15 protein-coding genes are annotated in these 14,850 nt (G+C 73.2%); 4 read left to right on the top strand and 11 right to left on the bottom strand.

Annotated elements, in window-relative coordinates; all coding sequences use genetic code 11:
• Window positions 1-56: 56 nt before the first annotated feature.
• The 5 genes from ADJ73_RS03590 to serS form a co-directional block, all read right to left on the bottom strand.
• Window positions 57-872 (bottom strand): TrmH family RNA methyltransferase, encoded by an 816-nt coding sequence (locus ADJ73_RS03590; RefSeq protein WP_050347129.1) that lies wholly within the window; start codon window positions 870-872, stop codon window positions 57-59.
• Between the two features lie 65 nt (window positions 873-937).
• Complete coding sequence (locus tag ADJ73_RS03595; RefSeq protein ID WP_050347130.1) at window positions 938-1,744, bottom strand: hypothetical protein; 807 nt, start codon at window positions 1,742-1,744, stop codon at window positions 938-940.
• A gap of 8 nt (window positions 1,745-1,752) precedes the next feature.
• On the bottom strand, window positions 1,753-2,868 hold the full coding sequence (locus tag ADJ73_RS03600; protein ID WP_050347131.1) for a M15 family metallopeptidase: 1,116 nt from the start codon (window positions 2,866-2,868) through the stop codon (window positions 1,753-1,755).
• Between the two features lie 395 nt (window positions 2,869-3,263).
• Complete coding sequence (locus tag ADJ73_RS03605; RefSeq protein ID WP_050347132.1) at window positions 3,264-4,064, bottom strand: HAD family hydrolase; 801 nt, start codon at window positions 4,062-4,064, stop codon at window positions 3,264-3,266.
• A 2-nt stretch (window positions 4,065-4,066) separates the two neighbouring features.
• Window positions 4,067-5,401 carry a serine--tRNA ligase gene (gene serS, locus ADJ73_RS03610; protein WP_050347133.1) on the bottom strand — a complete coding sequence of 445 codons (1,335 nt, stop codon included), beginning with the start codon at window positions 5,399-5,401 and terminating at the stop codon, window positions 4,067-4,069.
• Window positions 5,402-5,602: 201 nt separating this feature from the next.
• Between serS and ADJ73_RS03615 the strand changes: the two genes are divergently transcribed.
• The 4 genes from ADJ73_RS03615 to ADJ73_RS03630 are packed head-to-tail and all read left to right on the top strand — an operon-like array spanning window position 5,603 to window position 8,664.
• Window positions 5,603-6,763, top strand: coding sequence for a diacylglycerol/lipid kinase family protein (locus ADJ73_RS03615; protein ID WP_172669748.1), 1,161 nt, complete (start codon window positions 5,603-5,605; stop codon window positions 6,761-6,763).
• Window positions 6,764-6,767: 4 nt separating this feature from the next.
• Window positions 6,768-7,508, top strand: a complete 741-nt coding sequence (locus ADJ73_RS03620; protein ID WP_156188093.1) for a phosphatase PAP2 family protein — start codon at window positions 6,768-6,770, stop codon at window positions 7,506-7,508.
• Entirely contained in the window at window positions 7,508-8,203 is a 696-nt protein-coding gene (locus ADJ73_RS03625; protein WP_050347134.1) for a phosphatase PAP2 family protein, read from the top strand. Before ADJ73_RS03620 ends, ADJ73_RS03625 begins: the two co-directional genes overlap by 1 nt.
• Window positions 8,200-8,664 carry an SRPBCC family protein gene (locus ADJ73_RS03630; RefSeq protein WP_050347135.1) on the top strand — a complete coding sequence of 155 codons (465 nt, stop codon included), beginning with the start codon at window positions 8,200-8,202 and terminating at the stop codon, window positions 8,662-8,664. Before ADJ73_RS03625 ends, ADJ73_RS03630 begins: the two co-directional genes overlap by 4 nt.
• A gap of 17 nt (window positions 8,665-8,681) precedes the next feature.
• Here the strand turns inward: ADJ73_RS03630 and ADJ73_RS03635 are convergent, their stop codons facing one another.
• The 6 genes from ADJ73_RS03635 to ADJ73_RS03660 form a co-directional block, all read right to left on the bottom strand.
• Window positions 8,682-9,368 carry a peptidase E gene (locus ADJ73_RS03635; RefSeq protein WP_050347136.1) on the bottom strand — a complete coding sequence of 229 codons (687 nt, stop codon included), beginning with the start codon at window positions 9,366-9,368 and terminating at the stop codon, window positions 8,682-8,684.
• Window positions 9,369-9,377: 9 nt separating this feature from the next.
• Window positions 9,378-10,343 (bottom strand): prephenate dehydratase, encoded by a 966-nt coding sequence (pheA, locus tag ADJ73_RS03640; RefSeq protein WP_050347137.1) that lies wholly within the window; start codon window positions 10,341-10,343, stop codon window positions 9,378-9,380.
• Window positions 10,344-10,423: 80 nt separating this feature from the next.
• The gene (locus tag ADJ73_RS03645; RefSeq protein ID WP_050347138.1) at window positions 10,424-11,719 is read right to left on the bottom strand and encodes an ABC transporter permease; all 1,296 of its coding nucleotides are present in this window, start codon (window positions 11,717-11,719) and stop codon (window positions 10,424-10,426) included.
• Window positions 11,716-12,645 (bottom strand): ABC transporter ATP-binding protein, encoded by a 930-nt coding sequence (locus tag ADJ73_RS03650; protein ID WP_253272656.1) that lies wholly within the window; start codon window positions 12,643-12,645, stop codon window positions 11,716-11,718. Before ADJ73_RS03650 ends, ADJ73_RS03645 begins: the two co-directional genes overlap by 4 nt.
• Before the next feature lie 78 nt (window positions 12,646-12,723).
• A complete protein-coding gene (locus ADJ73_RS03655) occupies window positions 12,724-13,410 on the bottom strand; it encodes a response regulator (protein WP_050347139.1) in 687 nt (228 codons plus the stop codon).
• Window positions 13,411-13,441: 31 nt separating this feature from the next.
• The gene (locus ADJ73_RS03660; protein ID WP_050347140.1) at window positions 13,442-14,842 is read right to left on the bottom strand and encodes a sensor histidine kinase; all 1,401 of its coding nucleotides are present in this window, start codon (window positions 14,840-14,842) and stop codon (window positions 13,442-13,444) included.
• Window positions 14,843-14,850: the final 8 nt, after the last annotated feature.

A 14,850-nucleotide genomic window follows, 5' to 3' on the forward strand; every position in this document is an offset into this window, starting at 1 on the left:
CGGTCCGGGAGGTCCGGAAGGGGGCGCGACCAGGGCCGCGACGAGGGGGCGAGCGGTCAGCGAGCGGCCGCGCGACGCTGCCGGACCGCCTCGTAGATCACGATGGCGGCCGAGGTCGCGACGTTGAGGGAGTTGGCCCGGCCCGTCATCGGGATCCGGACCCGGACGTCGGCGGCGTCGAGGAAGGAGTCGGTCAGGCCGGTCTTCTCCGCGCCCACGGCGATGGCGACCGGGCCGGTGAAGTCGACGTCGGTGTACTCCACGTCGGTGTCCGGGGTGGCCGCGACGACGAGCACGCCCCGCTCGTGGCAGGCGCGCAGGGTGTCCGCGGTCGACGCCGTCGCCACCGGCACCGAGAAGACCGTGCCCTTGCTCGCGCGCACCAGGTTGGGGTTGCCCCAGTCGGTCACCGGGTCCGCCGCGACCACCGCGTCGACCCCGGCCGCGTCGGCGGTGCGCAGCATCGCGCCGAGGTTGCCCGGCTTCTCGACACCCTCGCAGACCAGCAGGAACGGATCGGCCGGCAGCGGAAGCTCGTCGATGCCCCGGACCACGGAGGCCACCACCGCCAGGAAGCCGTCGGGGCCCTCCCGGTAGGCAACCTTCTCGAACGCCGCCCGCCCGAGCCGGACCACCTCCGCACCCGACGCGGCCACCTGCCGCACCACGGCCGCCTGCGCCGCCGGGTCGAGCATGAGCTCGGGGCAGTGGTAGAGGGTGAGCGGCCGGATGCCCGCCGACAGCGCCAGCTCCAGCTCCTCGTAACCCTCGAGGAGGGTCACACCGCTCTCCTCGCGCGCACGACGACGTCGCAGCCCGGACAGGGCGCGCAGACGAGGGTTGGCGGCGGAGGTGATCACGAGCTCGGACATAGGGCCACAGCATGACACGAGGCGGAGCTCCTCGGACGTGGGAGGGGGTGGTTCTGTGCCCGCGCTCAGGTCACGTCGCGCACGATCGCCTCGATCTGCTGCGGCGCGAGGCGACCGGCGCTCTCCTGCAGCATCAGGAAGGTCACGCGGCTCCCCCGCACCCCCACGACCTCCAGCCACGACGCCTGCTCCCCGGCGAAGACCCGACGGTCCACCAGCTCGGGGCCGCTCCGCAGCGGCTGGTAGGTGAACGCCGCGTCGGGCCGACCCTGGCAGGACTCGGCCTGCCGGCGGTAGAGGTCGAGGAGGCGGCGCGCCGCCGCCGGGTCGGCCAGCTGCACGGCCACCACGGTCCCCGGCGCCCCGCCCGGCCCGCGGTAGGTGCCCTCGAGGGCCGCCGTCGGCACCGGGTAGGTCGCCGGGACCCCCTGGCAGCCGAGGCCGAGCAGCTCGTGGACGGTCGAGCGCGGGTCGCGAGCGTTGACCCAGGTGCCGTTGGGGATGTAGCCGCCGTCCGCACCGTCCCCCACCGCGGTGGACCACCCGGAAGGGGTCGGCAGACCACGCTGGTCCAGCGGCCCGGCCACGGTGGCGGCGGGGGCGGTCGGCCGGGGCGGCTCGACGACGGGAGGCTCGACCACGGACGGCGCGGCGGTCTGCCCGGCGGTCGACGTGGTGCTCGCTGCGGCGGTCGGCGCCGCGGCGCCTGACCCGGGTGCCGACGCCGCTGCCGACGCGGTGGTCGACCCGCTGCTCGCCGCTGCGGTGGCGGTGCTCGGTGACCCGGCGGACGTCGTCGACCCGCCCGAGCAGGCGGCCGTCGACCCCAGCAGAGCCACCAGCGCCGACGCAACGAGGAGGCGGGACGGCATACGATCCGTCACCGCTGGAAGTGCTGCCAGTCGAAGCCGCTGAGCCAGGTGAAGCCCTGGCCGATCAGCGCCTTGGTGAACGGCGTCGACGGGGTCAGCATGCCGGGGCGATAAGGCGTGCGCCGGACGTAGGCCTGACCGTTCTTGGGCAGCCAGACGCCGGAGGGGATGCGGTAGGGGTTCTCGACGGTGTTGATGTCCACCGAGGTGCCATAGCTGTGCGGCGACAGCCGGTAGGGGTTGCCCGTGACGCGCCGGCAGTTGAAGCCGTTGGTGTTGTCGTGCTCCATCGAGACGACGTCGTCGCCGCCGTAGACGCTCGCGTCGCGCATCTCCCGGATCGGGAACCTCCCGGAGAACGCGGTCTGGAAGCTGGTGAGGATCGGCCCCACGTTGGCGGTCCGCACGACGAGCCGGCCGCGGTGGATGCGCCCGTCGAAGCCCCAGTGGTTCATGTCGATGGTGCGCAGGCTCGCCGGGCCGACCGGGCAGCCGGCGCGATAGGTGCGCGGCACGTCGGCCGCGACCGTCTGGCGCACGACCGGGCTCAGGACGGCGAGGCGCGTGATCCCGCGGGACGGGCTCGCGACGACCGCGCCGGTCGGGAGCGTCAGCGCGGTCCGCACCGTGATCACCCCGACGGCGCCGTGGCCGTAGGCCACCGGCAGCGCGAACCCTCCCCCCGGACCGGTCGTGCCCACCCGCGCGGGCCGCCACCCGACCGGGGTGAGCACCTCCGCGCGGACCGGCAGCCCGGCGGCGCGCGGGGTGGCGACCCCGGTGACCGTCGGGTCGACGAGCGTGTCCAGGGCGGTCGGCGCCGCGGCGGTCACGCTCGCGGGGGTGACGGTGACGGCCACCGGCGCGGACGAGGTCCGGTCCGCCAGCACAGCGCGGTAGCTCGTCGCGCCGACCGGGGACATCGGCCCGGTCCACGCGAACGTCCCGGCCGACCCCGTGCTCACCTGCGCGACCCGCACGTATGCCGCCGCCCCCGGCGCCTTGCGCTCGATGGCGACCGGGGTGCCGGCCCGGAGCGGGAGCACCGTGCCGACGACGGTGGTCTGGCCGACGCCGGCCACCCACTGCCAGGGCCCGGTGCAGCCGGTGCAGCGCAGCGACATCCGGACGCTCTGGGCCTGCCCGGTCCGCGGGACCGGGGTGGGCCGCGGCGCCGGGACCGTCGGCCCGTCGGTCGGGGCGCCTGTCGGGATGCCTTCCGGGGCGTCCGTCGGGGCACCTGTAGGAGCGTCCGTCGGGGCACCTGTAGGAGCGTCGGTCGGCGCGGGCGTCTCGACCGCCACGGCCGGTGTCGTGGGCAGCGCCACCCCACCGATCAGCGCGACCCCCACCGCGACAGCCGCTGCGGCGGCCCGCCGAGCCGACCGTGGCCGGGCCCGCAGGCCCCCGGCACTCCTGATGCGTCGGTCCACGACGTCCCCCCTGTGAGACTCAGCGTGCTGATCCACTCACGTTAAGTGACGCACCGGGTCAGGCTGGGGTTGCAGCGAAGCACCCGTCAGGGCAGCAGCGACTCCAGGACGGTCACCAGGCCGTCGTCGTCGACGTGGCCGGTCACCTCGTCGGCGACCTCCTTGACCTCGTCGGGGGCGTTGCCCATGGCGACGCCGCGGGCCGCCCAGGCGAGCATCTCCAGGTCGTTGCGCTGGTCGCCCACCGCCACGGTGTCGGAGGGGTCCACGCCGAGCTTGCGGCGCACGAGCTCCAGCGCGGACGCCTTGGACACACCCTCCGGGGCGATGTCCAGCCACGCGGAGAAGCCCACGGCATACGACACCCCGTGCAGACCCACCGCGTGCACCCGCTCGAGGAAGTCCTCGACCGGGGCGTCGGGCTGGCGCAGGGTGACGCGGGTCGCGGGGGTGTCGATGAGCTCCTCCCAGCCCACCACCCGGATCTCGCCGTCCAGCTCCCCGGTCGGGAAGGGCGCGTTGACCTTGAAGCCCTTGCCGAGCTCCTCCACCGCCGCGAGCGCGCCCGGCATCTTGTCGCGCAGCAGCCGCAGCGAGGGCCCCGGGTCGAAGGTCACGACCTCGGTGAACCGGTAGCCCTTCTTCTTGCGGGGGTCGAGCCGCAGCGTGACGGCGCCGTTGGAGCACACGGCCCGGCCGGCCTCGATGCCCAGCTCACGGATGATCGGCATCGTCGCCACGCAGGCCCGCCCCGTCGCCATGACGACGTGCACGCCGGCGGCCGCGACGTCCTGCACCGCCTGGCGGACAGCCGGGGACATGACGCCGGCGTGGTTGATCGTCGTGCCGTCGATGTCCAGGCAGACCATCCGGGCACGAGGGCCCATGCTCACCGCCCGAGCGGCTGCAGCAGCTCGCGGCCGCCGAGCCAGGGCCGCAGCGCCTCAGGGATGCGCACCGACCCGTCCGCCTGCTGGTGGTTCTCGAGCAGCGCGACGATCGGGCGGGTGTTGGTGGCCATCGTCCCGTTGAGCGTGGCGACCACGCGCGTGCCGCCACCCTGCGGGTCACGCTCGCGGATGCCGAGCCGACGCGCCTGGAAGGTCGTGCAGTTGGAGGTCGACGTCAGCTCGCGGAAGCGCTCCTGGCTCGGCACCCACGCCTCGCAGTCGAACTTGCGCGCGGCCGGTCCGCCGAGGTCGCCCGCGGCGACGTCGATGATGCGGTAGGGCAGCTCGAGCGCGTCGAGGATGCGCCGCTCGATGCGCAGGAGGTTGTCGTGCTCGGCCTCGGCGTCCTCGGGTCGGCAGTAGACGAACATCTCGGTCTTCTGGAACTGGTGGACCCGGAAGATGCCCTTGGTGTCCTTGCCGTGGCTGCCCGCCTCGCGGCGGTAGCAGGTCGACGTCGCCGTGTAGCGCAGCGGCCCGTCGGTCAGGTCGATGATCTCGTCGAGGTGGTAGCCCGCAAGGCCGACCTCAGACGTGCCGGTGAGGTAGAGCTCGTCGGCGGGCAGCTGGTAGACCTCGTCGGCGTGGCTGTCGAGGAAGCCGGCGCCCGCCATGGTCTGGCCCTTGACGAGGTTGGGGACGACGAGGGGGACGAAGCCCTCCTCCATCGCGATCTGCTGGCACAGCGCCATGAGGGCGTACTCCAGCCGCGCGCCGTCACCCTTGAGGTAGTAGAAGCGGCTGCCGGCGACCTTGGCGCCGCGCTCCAGGTCGATGATGCCGAGGGCGGTGCCGAGCTCGACGTGGTCCTTGACCTCGATGCCCTCGGCCGCGAAGTCCCGTGGCGTGCCCACGGTCTCGCGCAGCTCGAAGTCCTCCTCGCCGCCGGTCGGCACCCCGTCGACGATGACATTGCCGATGCGGTGGGCGATGACGTCCATCTCGCGGGCCGCCTCGTCGGCGGCCTGCTCGAGCTCCTTGACCTGGTCGCTGAGCTCGCCGGCCTTGGCGCGGGCCGCCTGGGCCTGCTCCATCAGCTGGTCGGCGTCGTCGGCACCGGCCTTCCTGGCCCGCTGGGCCTGCCCCATGAGGCCGCCCACGTCCTTGGAGACCGACTTCTGCTCCGCCCGCAGCTGCTCGAACCGGGACTGCGCCGCCCGGCGACGCTGGTCCAGCTCGAGGATCTGGTCGACGAGGGTGTCGTCCTCGCCGCGGGCACGTTGCGACTTCTTGACCCGCTCGGGGTCCTCGCGCAGCAGCTTGATGTCGATCACGCACCCGAGCCTAGTGGCCTGCCGTGACACCCCTCCACCTCGTATGCCGGACGAGCCCGCCCGGCCACATGCGCCACCCGGGAGGGGGGTGGGGCGGCATACGGCCTTGCTGGGCTCGCGGCAGGACGCCACGGGTCCCCCGTGTGGGGCAACCGCCGACTAGGTGATCCTCCTCACGGGTAACGTCAAGCCGTGCCAGAGATGTGGGTGTGGATCCTCGTAGCCGTCGTCGTGCTGCTCCTCGTCGTCGCCGTGGTGGCCGGACGTGGCCGCCAGCGTGCCGACGCGACCGAGCCGGAGCCGGAGTCGCCGGCCCCCGAGTCGCGGCCCGAGCCTGCCGCCGAGCCGCGGCGACCCCGCGCGGCGGTCGTGGTCAACCCCACGAAGTTCGACGACGTCGAGCAGGTCCGCGCGGAGATCACCGAGGTCTGCGCGGAGCTGGGCTGGGACGAGCCGCTGTGGTTCGAGACCACCGAGGACGACCCGGGCTCGGGCCAGACCAAGGAGGCCATGGCGGCCGGGGTCGACGTGATCTGCCCCCTCGGCGGCGACGGCACCGTGCGCGCCGTCGGCAGCGAGCTGACCGAGGCCCGCTCCACGATCCCCCTCGGGCTGCTGCCCGGCGGCACCGGCAACCTGCTGGCCCGCAACCTCGACCTGCCCATCGCCTCGCTGCGCGACGCGCTGCTCATCGCCCTGACCGGCGACGACCGGCCCGTCGACGTCGGGCTGCTGACGGTCACGCCCGTGCCGGTCGACGGCGAGCCGGAGGTCGACGACGCGCCCATCGACGCCGACGCCCTGGCGCCGCAGGACCGCGGCCCGGGCAAGATCCACTTCCTGGTGATGGCGGGCATGGGATTCGACGCCGACGTGATGGCCGACGCCCCCGAGAAGCTCAAGTCGGCGATGGGGTGGCCCGCCTACCTCGTCTCCGGGGTCAAGCATCTGTGGGGACCGCAGTTCAAGGCCCACGTCACCACCGACGACGAGGACTTCACCCGTCGCACCCGCAGCGTCCTGATCGGCAACGTCGGCCGCATCCAGGGGCTGACGCTGATGCCCGAGGCCGAGATCGACGACGGCCACCTGGACGCCCTGGTCCTGTCCCCCACCGGCGGCGTCGGCTGGGGCGCCGTCGCGCTGCGCCTCGCGACCGCGCAGCGCAAGGGCCACCACCGCGTCACCCACCACACCACCCGCCGCGTCACCGTCGCCGCGGACCGCCACGTCCAGGTGCAGGTCGACGGCGACACCATCGGGGAGCGCACCCGCATCGAGGCGACCGTCCTGCCCTCGGCCCTGCGCGTCCGCGTCGACCCCAACCGCCCGGCCCCCTCGGGCGCCTCGGCCGCACGGTGAGCCCGTGCCCCGACTCCACCGTCACCATCTGGTCCGGCTCGCCCGCGCCGTCGGCACCGCCCTGCTGCTCAGCACCCCCGTCATCGTGCTCGCCGTGCTGGTGCAGGAGCGGTTCGCGCCGATCATCGACCTCGACGTCCAGGCGATCCGCGACGCGACGGACGTCACCCGGCGCCACGACGGCTTCCGCACGGCCCTGATCGTCTGGCAGGAGGTCTGGCAGCCCTGGCGCGCCTACGTCGCCGCCACCGTGGTCTGCCTGTGGACCTGGCTCGCCAAGGGCATGAAGGCCCGCTCGCTGTGGGCCTTCGTCACGATGATGCTCGGCTGGAACCTCTTCCTGCAGGTCAAGCTGCTCGTCCAGCGCGCGCGCCCGGTCGTCGACGACCCGGTCTCGCAGGCCCCCGGCTACAGCTTCCCCTCCGGTCACGCCGCCAACACCGCGGCCGTGTGCCTCACCCTCACCGTGCTCCTGTGGCCCCTCCTGCGCACCCGTATGGAGCGCGCCGTCGCCGTCACCCTCGCCGCCGTCGTCACCGTCACCGTGATGCTCGACCGGGTCTTCCTCGGGGTGCACTACCCGTCCGACGTGACGGCGGGCCTGCTGCTGGCGGCGGCCCTGGTCTACGGGTCCTGGCGCGGCTTCGTGCGGCCGAGCGGTGACCACGCCCCCGGCATACCGACCGACCCCACCGACCCCACCGGCCCCTCGACCGAGGCGACCACCCGACCAAAGAGGCCCTGATGCCGTTCCTGCTCCGCTACGACCTCGACCGCTCCCGCCCCCGCGCGGGGGCGGCCTTCAAGGACCTGCTCGTGCGCGCCATCGCGCCGGGCGTCCTGGTCTTCCTGGCGATCTACGGCTTCGGGCTGGCGCTGATCGGGCCGATGCAGAGCTGGAGCACCGCCGAGGAGCCCATCAGCAAGGACCTCGAGTCCCACCGCACCAGCCTGTGGAACTCCATCACCATGGTGTGGTCGCACATCGGCAACACGGAGTACGTCATCGGCTTCTGCGTCCTGATGATGCTGCTCGTGTGGTGGCGCACCCGGGAGTGGTGGTTCGCGGTCGTCCCCGGGATCGCCATCGCGCTGCAGGCCAGCATCTTCGTGGCCGCCACCAACCTGACCGACCGGCCGCGGCCCGAGGTCAGCAAGCTCGACCCGGCGCCCCCGACCTCCAGCTACCCCAGCGGGCACGTGGGCGCCTCGACCGCGCTCTACCTCACCCTCGCCTTCATGGCGCACCGCATCGACAACGTCGTGCTGCGCCGTGTCGTCCAGGTGGTCTGTGTGCTGATCCCGCTGCTCGTGTCCTATGCGCGGCTGTACCGTGGCATGCATCACGCGATCGATGTCGCCGTCGGCCTGCTCAACGGCATCGTCTGCGCGGTCCTGGCCTGGCTCTGGTTGCGACGCAAGGAGGCCCGCTCGTCATGATCGCCCTGCACCACTACCACTTCGAGCACGTGTGGCAGGTGCCCCTCCCGCTCGAGCAGGCCTATGCCGTGCTCGACGACGTCGACAGCTATGCCGCGTGGTGGCCGCAGATCCGCAGCTGTCAGCCCCTCGACGGCGACCGGCGCCGGCTCGGCATCCGGTCGCTGCTGCCGGTCACCCTCGACGTCGTGCTCACCGGACAGGTCGGCGACCTCGACCAGGGGGTGCTGCGGGTCGGGCTGTCCGAAGACCTCGAGGGCTACGCCCAGTGGCAGCTGAGCTGGCAGGGCGACACGACGACCGCGGCCCGCTGGACCCAGGACGTGCACCTCACCCACGAGAAGCTGCAGCGCCTGCCGATCACCAGCCACCGGCTGCTGCGGCTCAACCACGCCCACATGATGCGGTCCGGCGAGGCCGGCCTGCGCCGCTGGCTGGAGCGGCGGCCGGTCACCGCCTGACCGCGTCTCAGGCAGTCTCAGAGCCGCGTCATCTGCTGCGCGGTGATGCCGTGGCGGTCGACCCGGTAGACCTTGGCGGCGTCGCGCTCGGCGACGCAGGCCTGCACCTTGCCGTCCAGGACGTGCAGGGCAGCCCCGTCGTCGGCGGCCCACCCGACGGGCAGCTCGCCCTCGCGTACCCAGCTGAGGAACTGCGGCGCCCGCTCCGCCTCGGAGTCGAAGTGCGGGGAGAAGGACCCGCGCACGAAGCCCAGGCCGCCGCGCCACGCGTCGATGCCGCCGAAGGAGTCGGTGGTGCAGCCCTCGCACCAGACGTTGGCGCCCGCGCTCACGCCGGCGAAGACGACGTCGCGCTCGGCCCGCAGGTCCCGGACCGCCTGGCTGACGCCGTGCGCGTCCCACAGCGCGACGAGGTTGACGGTCGAGCCGCCGCCGACGTAGAGCAGGTCGATGTCGCCGAAGCGCTCCAGCGCGTGCCGCGCGTCCTCCCACAGCGTCAGCACCATCGTCTGGACCCCGAGGGACCCGAAGGCCGTCAGGAACCGGTGGATGTACTGCGGGTCGTCCGCCGACGCGGTCGGCGCGAAGCACACGAGCGGGTTGTCCTTGCCGGTCAGCTCGAGGGCGTAGCGGTCGAGCGCCGTGGCTGCGTTGTCCGGCGACTGTGAGAAGCCGCCACCACCCATGCAGAGGATGTGCGTCATGGCTCGACCCTAGCCAGCGCGCGCAGAGCCCGCCTGCCCGGGGGTGGCCTGCGGGGTGCGCAGCGCGTGCAGCCAGTCCCGGGCCGCCACGAAGTCGTCGTCGCTGGTGCCCAGCTCGACCGTCGCGGCGAGCCGGTCGGCGCGCGGGTAGGACCCCAGGTAGCGGACGTCGGCGCAGACCCGCCGCAGCCCCATGAGCGCCTCGCCGACGCGCTCGTCGGCCAGGTGGCCCTCCACGTCGATGGAGAAGCAGTAGCGCCCCATCCCCTCGCCGGTCGGGCGGGACTCGAGCCGGGTCAGGTTGATGCCCCGCGCCGCGAACTGCTCGAGCAGCGTCAGCAGGCCACCGGGGTGGTCGGCGCGCTGGAAGAGCACCATGGTCGTCTTGTCCGCGCCCGTCGGGGCGGGAGCCTCCCCCGGCCGCGCCACGAGCACGAATCGGGTCACGGCCCCGGCGTTGTCGCCGATGTCGCTCGCCAGGACCTGCAGCCCGTGGACGGTGGCGGCGACGGGCGCGCACACGGCCGCGTCATACGGGCTGTCGTCGCCGGAGGCGAGCCCCGCCGCGGCTGCCGCCGTCGACAGGGTCGGGACGTATGTCGGCTCCGGCCGCCTCCTAGACATCCAGCCGCGCACCTGGGCCCAGGCGTGGGAGTGGGTGCCGACCGCGCGGACGTCGGCCAGGGTGGTGCCGGCCCGGGCGGCGAGGACGAAGGTGATCGGCACGAGGATCTCGCCGATGACGACGAGCGGGTCGCCGGTGGCGAGGGCGTCGAGGGTGGCCGAGACGCCGCCCTCGACGGAGTTCTCGATCGGGACGACCGCGGCGTCCACGTCACCCGCCCGCAGCGCCGCCAGCGCCGCGTCGACGGACCCGTAGGGCACCCGCTCCGCGTCGGGCGCCGAGGCCTCGGGGCGCTGCAGCAGCGCCTGCTCGGTGAACGTGCCGGCCGGCCCGAGGTAGGCGTAGCGCATGCCCACTCCCTCTCCCTCTGTGTGCCCCGATCGTGGACGTCTTGGGCGCGCTCGCGACACAAGACGTCCACGATCATGGCTCAGTCGGCGGAGCGGAGCGCCTGCTTGAACGTCATCCGAGACGAGGTCTGCATCAGCGAGCGGCGGTACATCCGCTCCCCGAGCACGATGGCCACCGCGGCGAAGGCGATCGTCAGCGCGAGCGCCAGCAGGCCCTCCCACCAGGCGGCCGACCCGTCGTAGAGCCGCCCCGGCATGATCATCGAGGAGATCACCGGGATGTAGGACAGGGCCGCCTTGACGCTGCCCTGCGCTCCGATCGACCCGAAGAAGCCCAGCACGAGCACCATCGTCAGCGGCGTCGTGGTCTGCTGCAGGTCCTCGTTGCGCGTGGCGAGCGAGCCCGCCACGGCCCAGATGCACGACAGGGCGAGGAAGCCGGCGAGGAAGAACGCGATGTACCAGACCGCGCTGCCCGCCAGGCCGGTCAGCATCGCCTTGTAGGGCGTGAACGACACCCCGATCAGGCCGATGCCCAGGTAGAGCACGATCTGCGCCGTCGCCATGATCGTGTTGCCCACGACCTTGCCGGCCAGCAGCTGCCGGACCGGGATCGCCGACGCAAGGATCTCCACGATGCGCGACTGCTTCTCCTCGATGACCGACTGGGCGATCTGCATCCCGAACATCAGCGCCGCCATGTAGAACAGCGCCGCGAAGATCCCGCCGAGGACCAGCTGAGCGACGCTCTGGACCTGGTCCTTGCCGGACAGCCCGGCCGTGGTCACAGTCGTCTGCTGGGCGATCGCCTGGGGAGTGGTCCCGGCCTTGGCGGCGGTCTGGGCGAGGACCTGGGCGTTGACCACCTGACGCACGTAGGTGGGGATGCGATCCGACGGCTCGTCGTTGCCGGCGACCTGCCAGCCCTGGCCGTGCTGGACCAGCAGCAGGTCGGCCTTGTCGTCGAGGACGAGCTGTCGGCCGGCGGCCTCGTCGGCGGCCTGCACGACCTTGAGGGAGTCACCGTCCCCCTGGCCGCCCTGGTCCTCCTTGCCCGCCATGGCCTTGCCCACGGACTCGGCCAGCGACCGGCCCTCGGCGCTGACGACCGCGACGGTCGTCGTGCTGGACCGGGACGCCATCCACGCCTGGAAGCCCATCATGGCCAGGATCAGCACCATCGTGACGACCGTGCTCATGATGAAGTTGCGGTCCCGCACCTTGACGGCCATCTCCCGGCCCGCCACGAGCTGCCACGCGTCGCGCGGGGCGTGCTGGGCCTGCGGGTCCTGCCGGTCCTGCCGAGTCTGCCGGTCCTGCCGGTCCTGCTCGGACTGATGGGACTGCCGCGTCTGCTGGGTCTTCGTGCTGCTCATGCCGTCACCTCACGGTAGATCTCGCTCAGGGAGGGTCGCACGCGGGCGAACTCGACCACCGGGCCGCGTGCGAGGGCCTCGGTGAGCAGGGTGCGGTCGGCGCCGGCCTCGACCAGCTCCAGGACAGCGCTCGACCCGTCCACGTCGACGACGTGCAGGCCCGGCAGTCCCCGGACCCACCCGGCGTCGCCGCCCAGGACGATGCGGTGACGCTGCGGCCCCCTCGCCCGCAGCGCGTCCGCCGTGCCCTGGGCGACGACGCGGCCCTTGCTCAGCACGACCATGCCGTCGCAGAGACGGTCCACGAGGTCGAGCTGATGGCTGGAGAAGAGCACCGGCACGCCCGCGCGGGTGTGCTCGCGCAGCAGGTCGACCATCGTGTCGACGCTGGTCGGGTCCAGCCCGCTGAACGGCTCGTCGAGGATCAGCGCCTGCGGCCGGCTCATCACCGCCGCGGCGATCTGCACCCGCTGCTGGTTGCCGAGGGACAGCGACTCCAGCTTGTCCTTGGCGCGCTCCCCCAGACCGAACCGGTCCAGGTGCTCGGCCGTCGCCCGCTGAGCGTCCTGCCGGGACATCCCGTGCAGCCGCGCCAGGTAGACGAGCTGGTCGGCGATGCCCTGCTTGGGGTAGAGCCCCCGCTCCTCGGGCATGTAGCCGAACCGCCGCCGGTCCGCCGTCGTCGCCGGGCGCCCCTCCCACAGCACCTCCCCGGCGTGGATCTGCAGCAGCCCCATGATCATCCGCATGGTCGTGGTCTTACCGGCGCCGTTGCCGCCGACGAAGCCGATCAGCTGACCCCGCGGCACGGCGAAGGACACCCCGTCGACCGCGGTGACGTCACCGAAGCGGCGGGTCAGGCCCTGGATCTCGAGCACCTCGCACCCCTCCTCGAGCGAGCGGTTGCGGGAACGGGCTCCCGGCATACGACCTGCTCGCACGAGCCAATCTAGGAGTGGGGCGACGCGGTGCACCTCCCCCCGGGGGAGGATCTGCGCGGTGGGCTACTCCCCCGGCTGGATGAGACCGGACTCGTAGGCGAGGACGACCGCCTGGACCCGGTCGCGCAGGTGCAGCTTGGCGAAGCAGCTGGACACGTGGGTCTTGACCGTCGCCTCCCCCACGAAGAGCTGCGCCGCGATCTCGGCGTTGGACAGCCCGCGGGCGACGAGCGTCAGGACCTCGCGCTCGCGCTCGGTGAGCACGTCCAGGCCCGTATGCCGAGCCGGCGGGGCCGCCGCCCCCGCCGCCGCCGGGTCCGGGGCCGCCGTCATCTGGGCGATGACCCGCCGGGTCACCTCGGGGGCGAGCAGCGCGTGGCCGTGGCCGACGGCGCGGACGGCGTCGACGAGCTGGTCGGGGTCGGCGTTCTTGAGCAGGAAGCCGGAGGCGCCGGCGCGGAGCCCGTCGAAGAGGTAGTCGTCGTTGTCGAAGGTGGTGAGGATGAGGACCTTGGCGAGGCCGTCGGCGGCGATGGCGCGGGTGGCCTCGATGCCGTCCATGACGGGCATCTGCACGTCCATCAGCACGACGTCGGGGCGCAGGGCGCGGGCCTGCTCGACGGCCAGCCGGCCGTCGGCGGCCTCGCCGACCACCTCGAGGTCGTCCTCCACCGACAGCATCAGCCGAAACCCGCTGCGCACCAGCGCCTGGTCGTCGGCCAGCAGCACCCGCAGTCGCTCGTCCCCCATGCGAGCCACCCTACCGACGGCGGTCGTCGCGTCAGCCGGGCAGGGGGAAACGGACCCGCACCCGGTAGCCACCGGTCGCCCGCGGCCCGATCTCCGAGGTGCCGCCGTGGGAGGCGATCCGCTCGCGCATCCCGAGCAGGCCCAGCCCCGACCCGGACGTGCCGGTCCGCGGCCGCCCCTCGTCCAGCACCTCCGCCTCGACGTAGCGGTGGCCTCCCTGCGCCCCCAGCCGCACCACCACGCTTGCGGCGTGGGCCGTGGAGTGGCGCCGCACGTTGGCGAGGGCCTCCTGGACGGTCCGGTAGACCGACAACCCCACCGGCATCGGCACCTCGGTGAGCGCCCCCGGCCGGTCCTCCACGACCTGGTAGGTCACGGCGAAGCCGGGGCCCGCCGCCTCCTGCACCAGGGTCGCGACCTGCTCGACCCCCGGCTGCGGCGCACGGTCCTCGGAGCCGGGCCCGGCGTCCGATGCGGCCCCCGGCCCTGACCCGGCGCCGTCGGCGCCACGGTCGGTGCGCCGGTCGGTGCGCCGCAGCGTGCCGAGCAGCCCGCGCATCTCCCCGACGGCCTGCCGCGACGACTCCTCGACGTGGGTCAGCGCGTCCGCCGCGGCCTGCGGGTTGCGGTCCAGGACCCGGCGCGCCGCGGCCGCCTGCACCCCCATCACCGAGACGTGGTGGGCCACGACGTCGTGCAGCTCGCGGGCGATCCGCAGCCGCTCCTCGACGACCTTGCGGTCGGCGAGCTCGTCGGCCTGCTCGGCCAGCTGACGCGACTGGTCCTCCAGCAGGGCCCGGGAGCGGGCCTGGCGCCACGCGGCCTGACCACCGACGATGCCGCCGCCGAAGTAGACGGCGTTCATCACCACGTCGAGGGCCACGGCGGCCGGGATCTGCGGGAAGAGCCCGCTCGGCGGCTTCGCGTCGCGGCTGCGGTCGAGCATCTCCTGCACCGCGGTGCCGAGGGCGTACTGCCACGCGATCCACCCGAACATCAGCACCAGCACGCCGCCGACCATGGCGAGCATCGGGCGGCGGTTGCGGGCCCACGCGACGGCCGTGAAGAGGGCGAAGACGTAGACGCACTGCATCGTGAACCCGCGCATGACCTCGGGCACCGTGATCCCGACGAAGAACATGTGCAGCATCAGGCCGCCCCCGACGAGGAGCGGGTGGCTGCGGCGCCATACGAGCGGGACGGTCCCGAGCGCGATGAGCAGGTGCTGCACCCACCAGGGGTGGTCGACGTACCTCGGGTCGGCGACGCTGCGCAGCAGCTCCATCCCGACCGCGCCCCACACCCAGGTGGCGAGGGCGACCCACACGTCGTTGCGGCGCTGCCGGGCGGTGGGCGCGGGGCGCTCCCACTCGTCGTCGACCGCGAAGAAGGCACCGAGCCGCTCCGCGACGGAGGTGCTCGTCCGGGACATGGGCGCCA

This window comes from Arsenicicoccus sp. oral taxon 190, from assembly GCF_001189535.1.
Taxonomy (GTDB): Bacteria; Actinomycetota; Actinomycetes; order Actinomycetales; family Dermatophilaceae; genus Arsenicicoccus.